Annotated in this window: 22 protein-coding genes; 16 read left to right on the top strand and 6 right to left on the bottom strand. The window is 58.4% G+C overall.

The window, feature by feature from the left end; all coding sequences use genetic code 11:
* Positions 1–19: 19 nt before the first annotated feature.
* Positions 20–883: a LysR family transcriptional regulator gene (locus tag ACP7EW_RS03795; RefSeq protein WP_426215409.1), complete on the bottom strand. Its 864-nt coding sequence runs from the start codon at positions 881–883 to the stop codon at positions 20–22.
* Positions 884–995: 112 nt separating this feature from the next.
* On the opposite strand from ACP7EW_RS03795, the gene ACP7EW_RS03790 reads away from it, so the two are divergent.
* Positions 996–1604, top strand: coding sequence for a LysE family translocator (locus tag ACP7EW_RS03790; RefSeq protein WP_426216380.1), 609 nt, complete (start codon positions 996–998; stop codon positions 1602–1604).
* 17 nt (positions 1605–1621) lie between these two features.
* Here the strand turns inward: ACP7EW_RS03790 and ACP7EW_RS03785 are convergent, their stop codons facing one another.
* Entirely contained in the window at positions 1622–1921 is a 300-nt protein-coding gene (locus ACP7EW_RS03785) for a hypothetical protein (RefSeq protein ID WP_426215407.1), read from the bottom strand.
* 118 nt (positions 1922–2039) lie between these two features.
* Between ACP7EW_RS03785 and ACP7EW_RS03780 the strand changes: the two genes are divergently transcribed.
* Positions 2040–2330, top strand: coding sequence for a hypothetical protein (locus ACP7EW_RS03780; RefSeq protein WP_426215405.1), 291 nt, complete (start codon positions 2040–2042; stop codon positions 2328–2330).
* 10 nt (positions 2331–2340) lie between these two features.
* On the opposite strand, the gene ACP7EW_RS03775 is transcribed toward ACP7EW_RS03780, so the two are convergent.
* Positions 2341–2934 carry a hypothetical protein gene (locus tag ACP7EW_RS03775; protein WP_426215403.1) on the bottom strand — a complete coding sequence of 198 codons (594 nt, stop codon included), beginning with the start codon at positions 2932–2934 and terminating at the stop codon, positions 2341–2343.
* Positions 2935–3095: 161 nt separating this feature from the next.
* Here ACP7EW_RS03775 and ACP7EW_RS03770 point away from each other — a divergent pair, with 161 nt between their 5' ends.
* The 4 genes from ACP7EW_RS03770 (at position 3096) to ACP7EW_RS03755 (ending at position 7623) form a co-directional block, all read left to right on the top strand.
* The gene (locus ACP7EW_RS03770; protein WP_426215401.1) at positions 3096–4934 is read left to right on the top strand and encodes an ATP-binding protein; all 1839 of its coding nucleotides are present in this window, start codon (positions 3096–3098) and stop codon (positions 4932–4934) included.
* Positions 4935–5218: 284 nt separating this feature from the next.
* Positions 5219–6928: an S-type pyocin domain-containing protein gene (locus ACP7EW_RS03765; protein WP_426215399.1), complete on the top strand. Its 1710-nt coding sequence runs from the start codon at positions 5219–5221 to the stop codon at positions 6926–6928.
* A gap of 1 nt (position 6929) precedes the next feature.
* On the top strand, positions 6930–7187 hold the full coding sequence (locus tag ACP7EW_RS03760) for a bacteriocin immunity protein (protein WP_314529810.1): 258 nt from the start codon (positions 6930–6932) through the stop codon (positions 7185–7187).
* Positions 7188–7362: 175 nt separating this feature from the next.
* Positions 7363–7623 carry a bacteriocin immunity protein gene (locus ACP7EW_RS03755; RefSeq protein WP_426215397.1) on the top strand — a complete coding sequence of 87 codons (261 nt, stop codon included), beginning with the start codon at positions 7363–7365 and terminating at the stop codon, positions 7621–7623.
* Between the two features lie 146 nt (positions 7624–7769).
* Here the strand turns inward: ACP7EW_RS03755 and ACP7EW_RS03750 are convergent, their stop codons facing one another.
* Entirely contained in the window at positions 7770–8009 is a 240-nt protein-coding gene (locus ACP7EW_RS03750) for a DUF6124 family protein (RefSeq protein ID WP_426215395.1), read from the bottom strand.
* Positions 8010–8350: 341 nt separating this feature from the next.
* The gene (locus ACP7EW_RS03745) at positions 8351–9340 is read right to left on the bottom strand and encodes a zinc-dependent alcohol dehydrogenase family protein (protein WP_426215393.1); all 990 of its coding nucleotides are present in this window, start codon (positions 9338–9340) and stop codon (positions 8351–8353) included.
* Between the two features lie 198 nt (positions 9341–9538).
* On the opposite strand from ACP7EW_RS03745, the gene ACP7EW_RS03740 reads away from it, so the two are divergent.
* The 4 genes from ACP7EW_RS03740 to ACP7EW_RS03725 all read left to right on the top strand — a co-directional run bounded on the left by ACP7EW_RS03740 (position 9539) and on the right by ACP7EW_RS03725 (position 12212).
* Positions 9539–10513 (top strand): hypothetical protein, encoded by a 975-nt coding sequence (locus ACP7EW_RS03740; RefSeq protein ID WP_426215391.1) that lies wholly within the window; start codon positions 9539–9541, stop codon positions 10511–10513.
* Positions 10504–10872 carry a hypothetical protein gene (locus tag ACP7EW_RS03735; protein WP_426215389.1) on the top strand — a complete coding sequence of 123 codons (369 nt, stop codon included), beginning with the start codon at positions 10504–10506 and terminating at the stop codon, positions 10870–10872. Before ACP7EW_RS03740 ends, ACP7EW_RS03735 begins: the two co-directional genes overlap by 10 nt.
* A gap of 57 nt (positions 10873–10929) precedes the next feature.
* Positions 10930–11871, top strand: a complete 942-nt coding sequence (locus tag ACP7EW_RS03730) for a hypothetical protein (protein ID WP_426215387.1) — start codon at positions 10930–10932, stop codon at positions 11869–11871.
* 107 nt (positions 11872–11978) lie between these two features.
* Entirely contained in the window at positions 11979–12212 is a 234-nt protein-coding gene (locus ACP7EW_RS03725; RefSeq protein ID WP_061449099.1) for a hypothetical protein, read from the top strand.
* A 3-nt stretch (positions 12213–12215) separates the two neighbouring features.
* Here ACP7EW_RS03725 and ACP7EW_RS03720 read toward each other — a convergent pair whose 3' ends face one another.
* Positions 12216–12674: a putative adhesin gene (locus ACP7EW_RS03720; RefSeq protein ID WP_426215385.1), complete on the bottom strand. Its 459-nt coding sequence runs from the start codon at positions 12672–12674 to the stop codon at positions 12216–12218.
* A gap of 185 nt (positions 12675–12859) precedes the next feature.
* Here ACP7EW_RS03720 and ACP7EW_RS03715 point away from each other — a divergent pair, with 185 nt between their 5' ends.
* From ACP7EW_RS03715 to ACP7EW_RS03690, 6 genes are all read left to right on the top strand, one after another.
* Positions 12860–13420 (top strand): nucleotidyltransferase family protein, encoded by a 561-nt coding sequence (locus ACP7EW_RS03715; RefSeq protein ID WP_426215383.1) that lies wholly within the window; start codon positions 12860–12862, stop codon positions 13418–13420.
* A gap of 65 nt (positions 13421–13485) precedes the next feature.
* The gene (tspO, locus tag ACP7EW_RS03710; RefSeq protein WP_426215381.1) at positions 13486–13926 is read left to right on the top strand and encodes a tryptophan-rich sensory protein TspO; all 441 of its coding nucleotides are present in this window, start codon (positions 13486–13488) and stop codon (positions 13924–13926) included.
* On the top strand, positions 13926–14870 hold the full coding sequence (locus tag ACP7EW_RS03705) for an alpha/beta hydrolase fold domain-containing protein (protein WP_426215379.1): 945 nt from the start codon (positions 13926–13928) through the stop codon (positions 14868–14870). The genes tspO and ACP7EW_RS03705 overlap by 1 nt, the downstream gene beginning before the upstream one ends.
* 104 nt (positions 14871–14974) lie before the next feature.
* Positions 14975–15370, top strand: a complete 396-nt coding sequence (locus ACP7EW_RS03700) for a GNAT family N-acetyltransferase (RefSeq protein WP_426215377.1) — start codon at positions 14975–14977, stop codon at positions 15368–15370.
* Positions 15371–15428: 58 nt separating this feature from the next.
* A complete protein-coding gene (locus ACP7EW_RS03695) occupies positions 15429–15653 on the top strand; it encodes a hypothetical protein (protein WP_426215375.1) in 225 nt (74 codons plus the stop codon).
* Positions 15650–16147 (top strand): GNAT family N-acetyltransferase, encoded by a 498-nt coding sequence (locus tag ACP7EW_RS03690; protein ID WP_426215373.1) that lies wholly within the window; start codon positions 15650–15652, stop codon positions 16145–16147. Before ACP7EW_RS03695 ends, ACP7EW_RS03690 begins: the two co-directional genes overlap by 4 nt.
* Positions 16148–16236 lie beyond the last annotated feature (89 nt).

Raw genomic sequence — 16236 nt, 5'->3', positions numbered from 1 at the left:
CAGATTAACAGGGCGCGCGCTACGCCTGAACCCTAAGCGCACTGATGATAAACGCATGCAGACTATTGACCGCCTTGGACCCGCGAGAGTCTCGACTGCGCAGAATGGAAACCTCCATCGGTTCAATAATGCCCAACCCTTGCTCGCTGCCCAGGACCTGAAGTGACGGCTGCACGGTGCACTGAGTGATCGCGGCAATCGCAAGGCCGCCCTCGACCGCCGCCACTTGGCCGGCGAGGCTGGAGCTGTTGTACACCACCTTGAACTGGCGCCCCTGTTGGGCCAGTGAATTCACCGCATACCGCCGTGCCAGGCTGGCGCTTTCGTACACGGCGATCGGCACCGGGTCCCGGCGCCACAGTTCGAACTGAGGTGAGCCGACCCACACCATCGGCTCCTTGAACAGAAAGGTGCCACTGTGCGGCGAATCCCTGGACACCAGCGCCAGATCAAGATCACCGCTGCGCACCCGTGGGATCAGGGCGGTGGACTGTTCACAGGTCAACTCGATGTCCACACCGGCGTAGCGCGGCGCAAAACGCTTGAGCACGGGTGTGAGGTACTTCGCCGCATAGTCTTCCGCGACCCCAAGGCGGATGCGCCCGGTCAAGGTTTCGCCATGAAACGCCGCCTGGGTCTCGGCGTGCAGGGCGAGCATGCGACGCGCATAGCCCAGCAGCGTCTGGCCGTCATCGGTCAACTGCAGGTGCCTCGGGCCACGGTTCAACAAGGGTCGTCCCAGCGCGGCTTCCAATTTCTTCATTTGCATGCTGACGGCAGACTGCGACCGGTTCACCTCATGGGCCGCGCCCGACAGCGAACCGGCGTCCACTACCGCGACAAAGCACTTGAGCCAATCGATCTGCAAATCACTGGAAGGCATGCGGGTTATCTCTATTCGTTAATCGAATGACTGTGGCGTGAATTATGCGCTTTTCATGATAGCCGTTCGCTCGCAGGATGCGGGCTTGAACCCACCTTTGCCGGACCTGATCATGCCCTTCGAGACTTGGTTGCTCTACTTCTTCACCTGCTGCGGCATCGCCGTGGTACCAGGCCCCAATGCGTTGCTGGTGCTGACCCATGGCGCGCTCCACGGCAGCCGCAAAACGCTGTTCACCATCAGCGGCGGTGTGCTCGGCTTCGCCATGGTGCTGACGCTGTGCGCGTTGGGCCTGGGCGCGCTGATCCAGGCGTCGGCCGCCTGGTTCATGGCCTTGAAAGTGGCCGGCGGGCTTTATCTGATCTGGCTGGGTTTCGGCCTGTGGCGCTCGGCCCCCGTCAGCCTGGATACGACCGGCACGGTGAGCCAGCGACACTGGTCGCTGTTCCGCCAAGGGTGGGTATCGGCCCTGTCAAACCCCAAGGCCTTGTTGCTGTTCACCGCGTTTATCCCGCCGTTCCTGGACCCACACAGAAACCTCATCGCGCAGACCGCCGCCATTGCGTTGACCTACGCCGTCGTCGAGTTTGTCGTTGAATACACCGTGGCCAGCGCCGCGCACCGCGTTCGGCCTTGGCTGGCGCGAACCGGGCGACGGTTCAACAAAGTCTGCGGCGGGTTCTTTGTGCTGTTTGGGTTGGCCTTACCCATTCACAGCTGAGGGCAATGGCACAGGCGTCAGTCCTTGCGACCTTCACACACCGCTTTCAAGCCCAGCACGGTAGTGGGCGTCTGCCCAATATGCGTGGTGGTGCTCACCACCATGTTCGCGCCGCTGTCGCCTTCCAGGTGATACGGCTTGCCGTCGCAGACTTTCGCGGCTTTCTGGTTGATGTTTTCCAGCAGGCCTTCACGGGAATTGAAGATGCTGCCATGGCTGGTGATCATGTATTCGCCCGGTGCCACTTCGTTGGCGCCGGTGAAGGTGCAGCCCGCTAGGGTTGCGGTGATGCAGCCGAGCAGCAGTAGTTTGTTCACGTCCATGTTCTCAAGTAGGGGGTTGAAGGCCGGGAAGTCTACAACAATGCCATGCTATTTTTCAGCGCGGTGAAAGCATGGCTGGGAAGAAGAAGGCGTCGTTTAGAAGGAGCATCAAGTGAACAGAGCGCAACTGATCGCGCAGGCTGAAAGGGCACCGCACGGGCTGTTTTCGTGGAGCCAATTTGTCGCGCATACGGAGTTTCTGTGGCAGGACACCGCGCTGGTGGTGGACGCTGCCGCGTGGCAGCGCCAATGGTTCGAGCTGGAAATCGTCAACGGCCTGGCGTTGGCCGAGTGGGACGAGCAGGGCAGGCCTGAGGATTTCTCAGCGCGCTGGCGTGAAGGCTATCAGCAGGACGCTCTTGAACTGGTGAGTGCGTTGCTGGGGCTGGCTGCTGACGTTTAGGGCCGTTTCGCTACAGGCCAGGATAAAGCCCGGGAGGCGGTTGGTAGTTGGGGTCCTCGAAACGACTGTTGTTGTAGCGCGTTTTGGCGGTGGGCCCGACGGGCGAGTACTTCACCTCTGGGTTCGGCGTGAGATGCCACCCAGTCCCCGCTTTGTCGCGCTCGATCAGCGACGCTGACGCCGTGCAGGTGCCACTGGAGCCCGAGGTCAAACGGAACTGATAATAGCGCCCAGCCAGGGGGGTAAACGTCACCGTCACGTAGCAGGATTGGGTTCGCGGCCCCTCCCAAAACATCCCCACATGGGTTTCGATGCCGGGCCGCACGCGCGTTTCATAGTAGTCGGACGTCAAGTCCTGCCCGGCTTTGGGCATGCCCAGGTCCTGCGTATGAATGAAGGGGAGCGGCCCGCTGCGGACGACGCCGCCAGAACGCACACCGTTTTCGTACTGGTAGAGATCGGCATGTTGCGTGAAATTGACGATGCGGACCCAGGCGGGGTTCGGCTCGTTTTCAGGGGCGGTGAAGTAATGGGTCTGTGGGAAGTATTGGCAGCCTGCGAACAGCGGCAGTATCAGCAAGCAAAGCATAGGGCGTATCGACATGGCATGAGTCCTTTGCAACGTTGTCGTACAGACCATGAGAAAGCGCACACATTCCACCGCCGATGAAAGAAGCGTTCACCACCGAATGTCTGCCCATCGCGCGTGGTCACAGCTTTGCTGATAACCTGCTAATAGCTCAATGCCATTCCCTTGGTAGTCCCATGAAAACCCTACGCACCGCCTTCCCGGCCGCTTTCCCCCTAGGCGTTTCCCGTGACTCGGAAACCGCTCTGTCGGACATCGAATTCCTGCACCGCATCAGCCTCGACCTGATCGGCGAGCAAGACCTCGAAGCCCTCTACGGCAAGATCGTCGACGCCGCCGTGTCCATCACCGGCTCGCAGTTCGGCACCATGCAGCTGCTGTGCCCCGAAGGCCACCCGTCCGGCCATGGCGGCCAGTTGCAGCTTTTGTGTTCACGCGGCTTGCCACCGGAAGCGGTCGGGTTCTGGCAATGGGTGAGCCCCATGGCCTACAGCAGTTGCACCATGGCCCTGCAATTGGGCCAGCGCGCCATCATCCCCGACTTTGAAGAATGGCCCGACATCGCCGGCACCGACGACCTGCAAGCCTTCCGCAACACCGGCATCCGCTCGGCCCAGACCACCCCGTTGCTGTCCCGCGATGGCCGCCTGCTCGGTATGATCTCCACCCACTGGAGCACGCCGCACCAGCCGTCCGAACGCGACCTGCGCCTGCTCGACATCCTCGCCCGCCAAGCCGCCGACCTGTTGGAGCGCACCATCGCCGACGAAGCGCTGCGCGACGCCGAAGCCAAACTGCGCGCCCTCAACGAAACACTGGAGCAGCGTGTAGCCGAACGCACCGCCCTGCTCATGCAGGCCGAAGAAAAACTGCGCCAATCGCAAAAAATGGAAGCCGTCGGCCAACTCACCGGCGGCCTGGCCCACGACTTCAACAACCTGCTCGCCGGCATCTCCGGCGCGCTCGAACTGATGAACCGCCGCATCACCCAAGGCCGCCTGGCCGACGTCGACAAATACATGGTCGCCGCCCAAGGCTCGGCCAAACGCGCCGCCGTCCTCACCCAACGCCTGCTGGCCTTCTCGCGCCGGCAAACCCTGGAACCGCGCGCCACCAACGTCAACACCCTGATGTACGGCATGGCCGAACTCATCCAACGCATCGCCGGCCCCGGCATCCAGATCGAAACCACCGGCGCCCCGGACGCCTGGACCGCCTTCGTCGACGTCAGCCAACTGGAAAACGCACTGCTCAACCTGTGCATCAACGCCCGCGACGCCATGCCCCAAGGCGGCCGCATCCAATTGCAAACCAGCAACCACTGGCTCGACGCCACCGCCGCCCGCGCCTACGACCTGGCCGAAGGCCCCTACCTGCGCCTGAGCGTCACCGACACCGGCACCGGCATGTCCCCCGACGTCATGGCCCACGTATTCGAACCCTTCTTCACCACCAAACCCATCGGCCAAGGCACCGGCCTGGGCCTGTCCATGATCTACGGCTTCGCCCAACAATCCGGCGGCCAAGTGCACATCCAGTCCACCGAAGGCGAAGGCACCTGCGTGTCCCTCTACCTCCCACGCCACCACGGCGCTGCACCGGGGGATGAATTGGCCCCAGGGCAAGTGGCTATCGAAGTCGCCCAACACGGCGAAACCGTGCTGCTGGTCGACGACGAATCCACCGTGCGCATGCTGCTCGCCGACGTCCTGGGCGAGCTGGGCTACACCGTGATTGAAGCCGCCGACAGCGCGGCGGGTCTGAAGCTGTTGAGGTCGGATGTGCATATTGATTTGCTGGTGACGGATGTGGGGTTGCCGGGTGGAATGAATGGAAGGCAGATGGCGGAGGCGGGGATGGAATTGCGGCCGGGGTTGAAGACGTTGTTCATTACGGGGTATGCGGAGAATGCTGTGATGGGGTATGGGCAGTTGGGGGCGGGGATGGGGGTGTTGACGAAGCCGTTTGCGGTGGAGGTGTTGGGGGGGAGGGTTAGGGAGTTGTTGGGGAGGTAGGCGTTAGGGGCCACTCGAAGTTTCTTTCCTCTAACTTAATGGATTTCATTAGGCGAGATCACATTGCCATGCCAACCCATTCTACGGGTACGTGAAATGCATTCGAGCAAAAATATGCGTTGACGCATATGCTGGGTGAATATACAGTATTTTTGCTCGCCGACGTCAGGCTTCGCTATAACCTCAGGCGGGCGAAGTACGCGAAGCAGCGAAGGCTGGACGCCTTCAAAAATAGGAATATTGTCGATCAATGGACCAGACGACTTAACCAAAAGGAAATGGTAATGACAATAGAGCTCGGAGAATCGAAAGTGACAGCCCCGGAGTTGATAGGGGCGTTTAACTTCAATCTTAGAAGCGATAATCCGCAACTAAATTTTTTTCCTCCCGCTATTCGCATGGATCTCCAAAAGCGAGATGTAATAACTGCATTTACAAGCAAATTTCAAAAAGAAATCGATGCCGCACATGCTGAAAATATTCAGAGAATCGATAGTGAAATTAAAAAAGATGTAGAAGAAGAGGGCGGTTCTAATGAGTCAATGGATGTCACAACGCCTGAACCAATCGTAACAAAAGAGCATGTGATTCATGTAAAGCTATACTACGACTCTAAAGCAGAAGAAAAAAACCAAGGGGACAAAGCCGCGTCGCTGAAAGTCGGCCCGGATCTTAAACCTTACTACTCTGTTTCTGATGTGTTTCCAGATAATAAATACCAAGATGCAGGCGTCCGAAAACAACGACTTATTGATTGGGCATTAGGCTATGAAGCTCTTCGGCTCGCTCAGGTCTATGCAGAAACAGCCAGGCGTTTAAAAGTAGCAGCAGATGCATTGGCTGTTATTCAGGCCGACCAAGCACGCCTAACCGCCGCAAATGAAGCTGTTCGGAACGCCAATACGTTCCGTGCACCGGGCTCTGCATCTGCTGCCGGCTCGCTGTTTATGACTTCAGCCGGAACCGTAACGGTCGTTGAAGCCGCAGCGCTCACGCTACAAGCGGCTATTCGTGCAGCCATTAACGCTTTGGGCGGGGCAGTTGCGGGTGTTGGAGCAGGCCTTGTTGTTGGGGTTTCAGCGCTGTTTTACTCGTCAAAGCTGGCTAATGGCGAACTGTCGGAGCGTTATGCTTTCAGTACCCCTGTATCGGACCTGGTTCAAGACTTTGAGCAAGACCTGAATAGCGTCGCTGCCGCAGGCGGCACCGTTGATATGGCTTACCGAATTAGCTCAAAAACTGCTGCAGATGGGCAGTCAGAAGTCTTTGTAGTCAAGACTGATGGCGTGACGGTTCCGTCAAAGGTCAGGGTGGTGGCGGCTCGTTATGATGCGGCACAGAAAGTCTATACCGCTACAACAGCGGATGTACCCCCACGGACTCTAATTTGGACGCCTATTGTCAACCCAGGGAATAATTCAACGACTTCGCCTACTGAACAACCTGCCCCAACGGTTTACACTGGCGCTACGTTGACTCCAGTTGAAGGCCGCATCGACGCCTTTCCTGAGGTTACAGAAGCGAGTTTTGATGATTTCATTACGGTCTTTCCGGCAGATTCAGGTCTGCCACCGATCTATACGATGTTCCGGGATCGGCGAGAGGATGCGGGTGTTGCAACCGGTGTTGGTCAGCCTGTGTCGGGGATTTGGCTGGAGACTGCATCGCAAGGTGAAGGGGCGCCAGTTCCGTCACAGATTGCGAACCAATTGCGAGGGAACGAATTTAAAAATTTCAGGAAGTTTCGAGAGGCGTTTTGGAGGGCTGTCGCTAATGATTCCGAACTATCCAAGCAATTTGTCAGCAACAACATTTCTGAAATGAAGAACGGGCGAGCACCGTTCGTTCGAAAGGCAGATAGGGTGGGTGGTCAAGTGAAGTTTGAACTTCATCATGCTACTTATGTCTCCAAGGGAGGCGCAGTTTTCGATATTGATAATATTTGGGTGGTTACTCCAAAGCGGCACGGCTTAATACATCTAGAGGGTAAGTAATATGGGTATTAAAAAAATAGAAGAGTACACGGAATCTGAGTTTTTGCTATTTGTTAAAAGGATTTGTGATTCTGAGTACGCCACCGAAAAGGATCAAGTTGACGCTGTTTTGGAGTTTGAGACGTTAACAGAGCATCCAGACGGATCTGATTTGATTTATTATGCTCCGTCGGATGCAGAAAGTACGCCTGAGGTCATAACGAAAAAAGTTAAAGAGTGGCGCGCAGCGAACGGTAAGCCTGGATTCAAAACTGCTTAAGCTCGATTGCTTCTAATGATGCCCTTGCTGTTAGCTTCGGTGAGGGGGGAAGAGGGGCGGATTTATCTTTTCGATTTAACTAATCCGTCCCTTTTCTCGCTTTGCGATATAGATGAATTGCGTGCAGTTACTCCAAAATAACAACGCTGTGCATAAATTTAAGAAAGGAGAGTAAATGGAACTCAAAAACAAATTTGAAGAGTATACAGAAACCGAATTTCTCGATTTTCTTAATAAAATCTGGGCGATAGATGTGGCCTCCGAAGCAGAGCATGATAAGTTAATCGCTGCCTTCGTTAGGCTAACGGAACATCCACAAAGTAATGGTTTGATTTTTTATCCTTCTGAAGGTGTAGAAGATAGCCCGGCAGGTGTTTTAAAAATAGTGAAGGAGTGGCGAGCCGCTAATGGTAAGCCAGGATTCAAGGCTACTTAAACTCTATTGCTTCTAGCGATACCCTTGCCGTTAGCTTCGATGAGTGGGAAAGAGGGACGGATTTATTTTTTGATTTAACTAATCCGTCCCTTTTCTCGAATGGCTACTTGGCAACCAAACGAGCTAGCACTCTGGATGGCTAGCAATCAGCCGATGCTAGGCGCCTCACGATCTAACAGCTTCGCTGTGAGCAGCACACCCAATTCACTCAATTGGTAAATAGCCAACGCGATATCGCGGTGTTTTCCACTCAGGTCGTCTGAAAGATCAAGCAGGAGCGTGCTGACCGAGGAAAAGGTTTCGTAGCTATTGGTGATAAGGCTTTCTGTGCTGGCGTCGGAAGTGACGATAAAGAGAGCGTTTTGGTCTGATGAGACTTTGCACATATTCGTAATTCCCTAAGTCGGGCCATCACCCCATCGCTACTAAACGAATGGGAGGCAGCTGTACGCAGGTTAGTAGACCGGGGAATTACGCAAAGCCGGCGCGCCCGAAGGCGCCCTACGCACAGCCACCATCAAGCACCGACAGGAATGTCAGATTGATGAAGCTTGTGCACTCAACGTAATTGAACCATCAGGCTACTAAACCCGATCACCGAAAAATTCAGCGACCGCGCAACCATAGATTCCACCACCCCAGCGCACAAGCCGGCGGATTCTGACGCAGGCGTAGGCAATCGGGCAAGCCACTGCCCAGCTTTGGGAAATGTCCTAGGACACTGCCCTCACACCGTCACCACCACCTTGCCCACCTGCTGGTTCGCCTCCAGATACCGATGCGCGTCCTGCACCTCATCCAACGCAAACGTCTTCGCAATCACTGGCGCCAATGCGCCCGACGCCAGCCCGTCCAAAATAAACGCCTTAGCCCGCGCCAACGCAGCCGGGTCGGCGACGATCTCGGCGTACAGATACCCCTTGAGCGTCAAACATTTGCCCAACACGGTAAACAACGGAAACGGCGTCGGCTCGGAGCTCAACGCGCCGTACTCCAACAAGATCCCGCCCTGGGCCATGCTTTGGGTGAGGGCTTCAAAGCCCGGCCCGCCGATGGGGTCGAACACCACGCGGGCGCCTTTGCCGTCAGTCAGTTGCATCACGCGTTGCACCAGGTCTTCTTCGTCGCTGGCGATGACGTGGTGGGCGCCGGCATCAAGCAGGGCCTGTTGTTTGGCGCGGGTGCGGGTGACGGCAATGGTGGTGGCGCCGACGCTGCGGGCGATCTGGAAGGCGGCGAGGCCGACGCTGCTGGAAGCGGCGGTGATCAGTACGAAGTCGCCTTGGGTGAGTTTGGCTTGTTCGACCAGGGCGCCCCAGGCGGTGACGTATTGCATCCAGGAGGCGGCGGCTTGGACGAAGCTGAGGTTTTGCGGGTGTTTGACGGTGAGGTGGGCGGGTACGTTGGCGACTTCGCCGTAGGTGCCCCAGCGGGCGATGTCGAGCGGTGGGATGACGCTGACGGCGTCGCCCACCTTCAGGTCGGTGACGTTGGCGCCGACGGCGGCGACTACGCCGGCCGCTTCGTAGCCGAGGCGGCTGGGGAATTCGGCTTCTTGCAGGTAGGCGTGGTTGCGGAACATCACTTCGGCGCGGTTGAGGCCGAACGCTTTGACGTCGATTTGCACTTCATCGGCGGCGGGGGCGGGTACGTCGATGTCTTCGAGTTGCAAGACGCTGGCGTCGCCGTAGGCGTGGAGTCGGACAATGCGTGGCATGGTGGATGACCTCGGGTTGATCGCTGAGGCGTTCCATACTAAGCGCAATGCTGCGCTATTAGGGCATTGTTGTAGGCATTGATCCGTTGGCCGTGTGGCCTGTTTCTGAAAGTGAATTTTGCCTCCCTGATCTCTGCCCGCTCAGAAAATTCCGCTTTTATATTTCAGCCTCTTCTTACTTGAGGTTGGAATTCACCTATGGCGACGGCCTATATCAATGAGCGAGTCATTGACTACGCGAGTCTCAAGAGCCGGGTCTTGAACGGCGCCTCTCCATCAGCTGTGCAAAAGTTTGATGCGCTCAATGCTCACTTGCAGCGCAATTTTGTGCCGGCGGGCCAGATAGTCATCCTACCCAGCGACACCGTCCTGGAAAGCACCACCGATGAAGCCTGGCTTATGCAACGGGCCGAAGAGATCAGCCGGGTGCTGGACTATAACCCGCGTGATGGGGAGGTGGTGGTAGGTGACTACGATTTGCTGCAAAGCATGTTGGGTTACAGCTCATTGGGCATCGGCAGTGCGACGTCTGCTTGGAGTTCGCACCTGAACGACGTGCGGGGCACGCTGCAAGATATTGAGCGGGCGTATGGCCGGTTCAAAAGCGGTGCGGTGGACAAAGAGGCGTTTTTTCGGCAACGGCAGGAATTGTTGAAGCATTTGAATAACCAGCTTCAGGGCGCGGCCCGGTTGGGGACGGGGTTGCGCGGTAATCGTTCGCTGAAGGGAATTTTGGGTATTTCTTCAAAGAGTTTTTTTCAGAAAGCCGAAATTAAGCACTATGCCGAGCGACTTGAGCGTATCACGGGCCTGGCCAGGCATTTACGCCATGGCACAACTATCGGATTGGCGCTGGATATGACGGCGGCGGGGCTGGAGGTGAAGGAGGCGTGCACCTTGGGGCGGGAGGAGGCGTGCCGTAAGGCGCAGTTTGTGGAAGGAGGGAGATTAGTGGGGAGTGTTGGAGGGGCGTACATCGGAGGTTCATTCGGTGGCGCTATTGGGCGCTCTCTGTGTAACGTGTTTATGGGGGTCGCTACTAAACGCCCCGGAAACCTTGTTTGCGAAATCATCGGCGGTGCAAGTGGCGGGTATGTGGGCGGAACGTCTATGGGGAGCCAGGGCGCTCAATGGGGAGAGACGCTTTATGTGGGTGATGACCCATGGATATAGCCGCTAATAGGTTCGTCGCGGTGCTGGGATTTGCAGAGATGATCATCGCCGTGTCGTTATTTCTTTATTCGCATTACTTCAAACTTGACGCACTTCAGAAGTATTTTGAAGGCAATGATGTGGTTCGACATACAAACCGGCGTTGGCCGGGCAATCGACCGATGGATAGAGCGATGCGTATGAGCCAAATCGCCATGTTCCTGATATTTCCTAAAAGTTACATCCGTCGAGGTGACGTGAGTGAAAAGGAGATCGCTTCGATACCGCTGTCCCTCAAGCGTTGGGCAACTTGGCCATACTATTTTGGAATTCAGCTTTTTGCCTGGGTGTGGGTTTTGGATGTTCTAAACGAACTATGAAAAATACTGGCGCCCCGGCGTATCATCCCGAGCCTCACCGCGCATCAGGAGCGCCGCATGTGGATTGGTCATCGGTTCGAGCGTACCCCCCGGGATGACTTGCTCATCCACTCGCTAAACAAGGTGCAAAGCGCTGCCGTGTGGCTGGTGGGCGGGCTGACCTTGAGCGTGCCTGTGGTGTTTGTGGTGTGTGGGATCATCGAAGGTTATTTGCCGTTGGTGGGCGTGGATCCGCTGTCTTCGCTGTTGATCGTGCTGGCGTTGCTGCTGATGCCGGCCATGGGGCTGTTCCTGATCGCCTACACCGGCCTGCGCGAGACCCTGCGCCTGTCGTGGCACGACGGCGAAGGCCAGCGCCTGACCTGCAATGCGTTTGGGCGTCGCGCGCGTGTGCGTCAGGTGTTTCGACTCGACCACCCCACGTCCCTTGAACTGCGTGGCCGCCCTCAGGCGGAGCCAGCCTACACTCAGTTGTGGCTGGTGATGCGCGACGGCACTGAGCACCGCCTGACCACCGACAACGTTCCTGTGGTGCTGGGCAGCCCGCGCACCGACCGCTGGCTTGTAGCGTTGGCTGACTACCTGAAGGTGGCGGTGCCTACCGAAGTGGTCGATGCGTCGGCGCCGCGCAAGCCGGCCTATCGGCCCGCGCCATCCCCGGCCAAGGCCGCCAGGCTGCGCCAACGCGCAGTGGCCGCACCTTCGCCTGAGCCGACCGAGGCCCTCGGCCTTCCCGCGCGTGGCCTGCTTGGCCTGCTGGGTGCATTCCTGGGAGTGCTGGAGCTGTCGCAGGTGTTCGCGCTGGTGCCCGCGTTGTTAAGTGGGCGGTTGCGTGTCAGCGGTTTTCGATCGCGTGCAACGACCTTCGACTGGGCGGATCAACCCATCACCTTTTCATTCAACCTGTTTATAGGCGTGGTCGAGGTGGTGATCGTTGGCTTTATCGCCTGGTCATGCCTGCGCATCGCGGTTCAGGGGCGATTCAAGGCCAACCCGTGAGGGCTGCATTTACGCAAAAGCCGCCCGTTTCTTGGCCAGGCGGTCTACCATGCCTTCCCGGCAGTGGTTCCACGCGCTACCGATCTCCCTCTTGCAAGGTATCGCCCATGTCCATCGACCAAATCTCCCTCCCCAAAGGCGTCGGTCCTCACGCCACCAAGCTTCTCGATGCCATCACCGGCGCTTCCACCCACGAAGAACTCAACCGTGCCGGCGGCAAGGCCGAAGGGTTTGTGCTGGGGCTGGAGTCGACCAAAGCCATCAAAAGCCAGATCGCCGAGTCACTGTATGTGGCCTACGACGACGCAGCGAGCAATCGGGCAACTGAATTGAAGGGCTAGGCGTTAGCGCCAGGCAGGTTTTTTCGGGTCCGGATTAAACGGCCTCAGCGACTGTTGCCAAGCGGGCGCCGGCAAGTTGCTGCGGCAGGCGCACCAATGCACCGGTGTGGGGTTATTGATGTCGCCCCAGCCCTTGGCTTCATAGGACGCCATGATCTCGCTCAACCGCCAGACGTCACCGGCGCCGGCGATCAACTGCGTGTGAGGCGGCGGCGTGGGGTTGATCGTCAGCGGCGGGTTGGTGGAGTCCAGCAACCAGTAATCCTTCACCAGCCCGCCTCGGGACACGACGTTAGGGGCCAGGCGCGGGTTCATCGACGCGGGGTCGGCTTCGATCCGGCCCGCCACGTTATCGCGGATAGGAATGCCGTCGGCGGTCCAGAAATACAGCGTAAAACCTCTCGGCAGTGCAAAAGGCGGGAACCCGTCCCCGCAGGCCAGTCCATGCCCCTGACAATACAATCGCCATGATGATTCCCCGCTCGTTTGAGGTGTGCCGAGCGCCCCTTCGCAGGAGGGGCGAGTTGAATTCAAAACGTCCGGGGCGGCGGGAATATTCCAACGGCTGGCAAAAATAGCGAAGAAACCTTGTCATGAGGGTGCGCTACAGTGGGCGCCTGACGCTGGCCCGATACAAAGGAATGCCCATGACATTGACCGTCGAAACCCTGCTAAACCTGGCCATGGCCAACCCCATCAACGCCGAAATCACCGCACGCCTGCCGGACCTCGGGGTGGACCAGTGTTTTCTCACGGCAGGCTGCCTGTTCCAGGCCGTGTGGAATCATCAGTCGAACCTGCCTGCGGCCCAGGGCGTCAAGGACTACGACGTTTTCTACTTTGATACGGACTTGTCCTACGAGGCTGAGGACGCGGTTATCCGGGTTGCAGAGCGGTTGTTCCACGACCTGGGCGTCAACGTCGAGGTGAAGAACCAGGCGCGGGTTCATCTCTGGTACGGCAAGCGGTTTGGTCGGCCTTATCCGCAGTTGCACACAGCCAAACAGGGCATCGACCGGTATCTGGTGGCGGGCACCTGCATCGGTCTGGAGGTTGCCACGGGCGAGCTGTACGCGCCATATGGGCTGGAGGATGTGGCGCAGGGCGTGCTGCGCATCAACCCGCTGCATCCGGAACCTGAGTTGTTTATGCACAAAGCCCGCAGTTATCAGGCGCGCTGGCCTTGGTTGAGCATCATCACACCCTGAATGGCAGTGAACTTTTACCCGCATCCTGCACGTCCAAGCTTGAAATGCCCCGCCAAGGACCGACTATGACCTTCTTCATCTTCCTGCTCGCCTGCGCCGCCGCTGCCAGTACCGGCATGCTCTTCAAACCAGGTGCCTGGTACCAATCCCTGGTCAAACCCAGCTTCACCCCGCCCAATTGGCTGTTCCCGGTGGCGTGGACGATCATTTATCTGCTGCTGGCCTGGGCCGGTTACCGCCTCAGCCTAATCCCAGGCAGCCAAATGGTGTTGGCGCTGTGGGCGGCGCAGATTGCATTGAACACCTTGTGGACGCCGGTGTTTTTCGGCGCCCATCGCATCCTCGCGGGGATGGTGATTCTGGCCGTGTTGTGGCTGACCGTCGCGACGATGGTGGTGCTGGCGGTGCAGTTGGACCTGATCACCGGCTTGATCCTGTTCCCGTACCTGGCGTGGCTGTGTGTGGCGGCGGCGCTGAACTTCTCGATCCTGCGCAATAACCGCTGATGGTTGTTAAAGCCTGGCCCGCCAGTGAGCCCGAACTGGCCGAGATGCGCCGCTTCAACCAGAAGCTCACGTGGCTGCCGCGCTTCAAGATCCGCAATCGCGTCACGCCGCGTTTGATCCAGGCGCTGTTGCGGGTCAGTCAAACGATCAAGAAAGCCCCTCTGGCTGACACCCACTACGTCGACTCAGTCCCCGTACGCATCCTGCGCCCCAGCGGCAAGCCCAAGGGCGTGGTGCTGGATATCCACGGTGGCGGCTGGGTGATCGGCAACGCGCAGATGGATGACGACCTCAACCTGGGCATGGTCAACGCCTGCGACGTGGCGGTGGTGTCGGTGGATTATCGGTTGGCGGTCGACACGCCGGTCGAAGGGCTGATGGACGACTGCCTGGCGGCGGCGCGGTGGCTGCTCACCACTGAGGAGTTTGCAGGCCTGCCGGTGATCGTCGTCGGCGAGTCGGCCGGCGGGCACCTGGCGGCGGCGACCTTGCTGGCGTTGAAGCAATGGCCAGCGCTGCTCCAGCGGGTGAGCGGGGCGGTGTTGTATTACGGCGTCTACGACTTGACCGGCACACCCAGCGTGCGCACAGCGGGGCCCGACACCTTGTTGCTGGACGGGCCGGGCATGGTCGAGGCGCTGCGCCTGCTCACGCCGGGGTTGAGCGATGATGCGCGACGCCAGCCGCCGTTGTCACCCTTGTATGGCGACTTCGACGGCTTGCCGCCGGCGTTGATGTTCGTGGGTGAGCTGGACCCTTTGAAGGATGACACGCTGTTGATCGCCGAGCGGTGGCCGGGGGCGGAGGCGCATCTGCTACCGGAGGCGGCGCATGGGTTTATTCATTTTCCGGTGGTGATGGGGAAGGAGGTACTTGCCTTTAGCCGTGAGTGGATAAGCCAGCGAGTGAACGGGGAAGTACTCAACCTTCCATCGTCCGATTAATCTTTCGCCTTTCAATACAGCGCCAAGGAACAAACGTGCCTGTGAACTCACTTAGCCTACGCCCGGCGATTGTCACCGACCTCCCGTCAATCTACCGAGGCGAGTTGGCCTACATCCAACAGTGGGAGCCCACTCACGAAGCCGGCTGGCGCTCGCAGGTGGAGCGCAACCTCGCTCTGTGGGTCGATAACTTCGAGCTGCTCACGGTAGCGGTGCTCGACGGTCAATTTGTCGGGTATTCGCTATGGAGACCCGAGGACAGTTTCGCCGAGCTCTACACGATCAATGTCAGTGAAGCTTATCGGCGCAAGGGGATAGGTCGGGCATTACTGGATGCCTATGGGGTTGCGGCGTTGGGCAGCGGCTGCACTCACCTGAGTTTAAGCGTGCGCCCAGACAACCCTGCCCGGCGGATGTATGAATGTGCAGGGTTTATCGCGGTGGGGACAGACTCCCACGGTTACCTTCGCTATGAACGCGCAAATGGATTGGGAACTTAAAACTTGATCGATTAGTCAGGTTAATCAGTTGCTCTAATTCTATAAAAAGGACTCCCCCATGCGCGAATACACCCTCGACTACTTGTTCAACAACGAACCCCGCTCCCATGTGTTCGAACTCAAGCAACCCCAGCTATCCGTGCATGAAGCGGCGTTGCATTTGCTGCAGCTGCATTTCGGCGACGCCGAGAATGGCTTGATCCTGCCGCCCGCGGATGCGAGCCCGGATGAAATTCTGGAGCAGGCGCAGGTGGTAGGGATTACGCAGATAGCCGTTGCATGAGTTCAAGCCCGATCATTCAGGTGGCCGCTGCGGCGGATATCCCTGAGGTATTGAGGTTCGTGCTGCAAGCCCGTGCCGAGCTTTTCCCCAAGCTCAGTGCGACGGGGATGCCAGCGGACTTGGCGCAGTTCGAGGCGATCTATCTGCACGGCGATGGACGATTTTTGATCGCGCGTGATGAGGGCCAGATCGTCGCAGCCATCGGCTATCTGCCCTATGACGAGCGTTTCCCGCAGTTGAATTACCAGGGCCGCAAGACCGTGGAGGTGGTGCGCCTGTTTGTGCTGCCGGCGTTTCGCCGCTTTGGTCTGGCGGGCGAGTTGTACCGTGCGCTGGAGGCGCTGGCCAAAGCAGATCGGGTCGCGGTGATGTACCTGCACACCCATCCGTTTTTGCCGGGGGCGATTGATTTTTGGCTTCGGCAGGGGTTCGAGGTGGTGGATGTGGACGCGGACCCGGTGTGGCGCACGACGCATATGCAGCGAACCCTCTAACACCACCCACTGTAGGAGCTGGCTTGCCGGCGATGGCGGTGTATCAGCAAACAGAGAGGCAAGCAGGTCTGGCGCTATCGCCGGCAAGC

Origin of the sequence: Pseudomonas sp. DWRC2-2 (genome assembly GCF_049897885.1) — a bacterium.
Lineage (GTDB): Bacteria > Pseudomonadota > Gammaproteobacteria > Pseudomonadales > Pseudomonadaceae > Aquipseudomonas > Aquipseudomonas azotoformans_A.
The sequence above is the reverse complement of the archived record's forward strand: the minus strand, read 5'-3'. Positions and strand labels throughout refer to the sequence as shown.

What these genes read in the sequence shown, in the direction of transcription:
- ACP7EW_RS03795 (WP_426215409.1), bottom strand. Translation starts at nt 883, where the DNA reads ATGCCTTCCAGTGATTTGCAGATCGATTGGCTCAAGTGCTTTGTCGCG.
- ACP7EW_RS03790 (WP_426216380.1), top strand. Translation starts at nt 996, where the DNA reads ATGCCCTTCGAGACTTGGTTGCTCTACTTCTTCACCTGCTGCGGCATC.
- ACP7EW_RS03775 (WP_426215403.1), bottom strand. Translation starts at nt 2,934, where the DNA reads ATGTCGATACGCCCTATGCTTTGCTTGCTGATACTGCCGCTGTTCGCA.
- ACP7EW_RS03770 (WP_426215401.1), top strand. Translation starts at nt 3,096, where the DNA reads ATGAAAACCCTACGCACCGCCTTCCCGGCCGCTTTCCCCCTAGGCGTT.
- ACP7EW_RS03765 (WP_426215399.1), top strand. Translation starts at nt 5,219, where the DNA reads ATGACAATAGAGCTCGGAGAATCGAAAGTGACAGCCCCGGAGTTGATA.
- ACP7EW_RS03760 (WP_314529810.1), top strand. Translation starts at nt 6,930, where the DNA reads ATGGGTATTAAAAAAATAGAAGAGTACACGGAATCTGAGTTTTTGCTA.
- ACP7EW_RS03755 (WP_426215397.1), top strand. Translation starts at nt 7,363, where the DNA reads ATGGAACTCAAAAACAAATTTGAAGAGTATACAGAAACCGAATTTCTC.
- ACP7EW_RS03750 (WP_426215395.1), bottom strand. Translation starts at nt 8,009, where the DNA reads ATGTGCAAAGTCTCATCAGACCAAAACGCTCTCTTTATCGTCACTTCC.
- ACP7EW_RS03745 (WP_426215393.1), bottom strand. Translation starts at nt 9,340, where the DNA reads ATGCCACGCATTGTCCGACTCCACGCCTACGGCGACGCCAGCGTCTTG.
- ACP7EW_RS03740 (WP_426215391.1), top strand. Translation starts at nt 9,539, where the DNA reads ATGGCGACGGCCTATATCAATGAGCGAGTCATTGACTACGCGAGTCTC.
- ACP7EW_RS03735 (WP_426215389.1), top strand. Translation starts at nt 10,504, where the DNA reads ATGGATATAGCCGCTAATAGGTTCGTCGCGGTGCTGGGATTTGCAGAG.
- ACP7EW_RS03730 (WP_426215387.1), top strand. Translation starts at nt 10,930, where the DNA reads ATGTGGATTGGTCATCGGTTCGAGCGTACCCCCCGGGATGACTTGCTC.
- ACP7EW_RS03725 (WP_061449099.1), top strand. Translation starts at nt 11,979, where the DNA reads ATGTCCATCGACCAAATCTCCCTCCCCAAAGGCGTCGGTCCTCACGCC.
- ACP7EW_RS03715 (WP_426215383.1), top strand. Translation starts at nt 12,860, where the DNA reads ATGACATTGACCGTCGAAACCCTGCTAAACCTGGCCATGGCCAACCCC.
- tspO (WP_426215381.1), top strand. Translation starts at nt 13,486, where the DNA reads ATGACCTTCTTCATCTTCCTGCTCGCCTGCGCCGCCGCTGCCAGTACC.
- ACP7EW_RS03705 (WP_426215379.1), top strand. Translation starts at nt 13,926, where the DNA reads ATGGTTGTTAAAGCCTGGCCCGCCAGTGAGCCCGAACTGGCCGAGATG.
- ACP7EW_RS03695 (WP_426215375.1), top strand. Translation starts at nt 15,429, where the DNA reads ATGCGCGAATACACCCTCGACTACTTGTTCAACAACGAACCCCGCTCC.
- ACP7EW_RS03690 (WP_426215373.1), top strand. Translation starts at nt 15,650, where the DNA reads ATGAGTTCAAGCCCGATCATTCAGGTGGCCGCTGCGGCGGATATCCCT.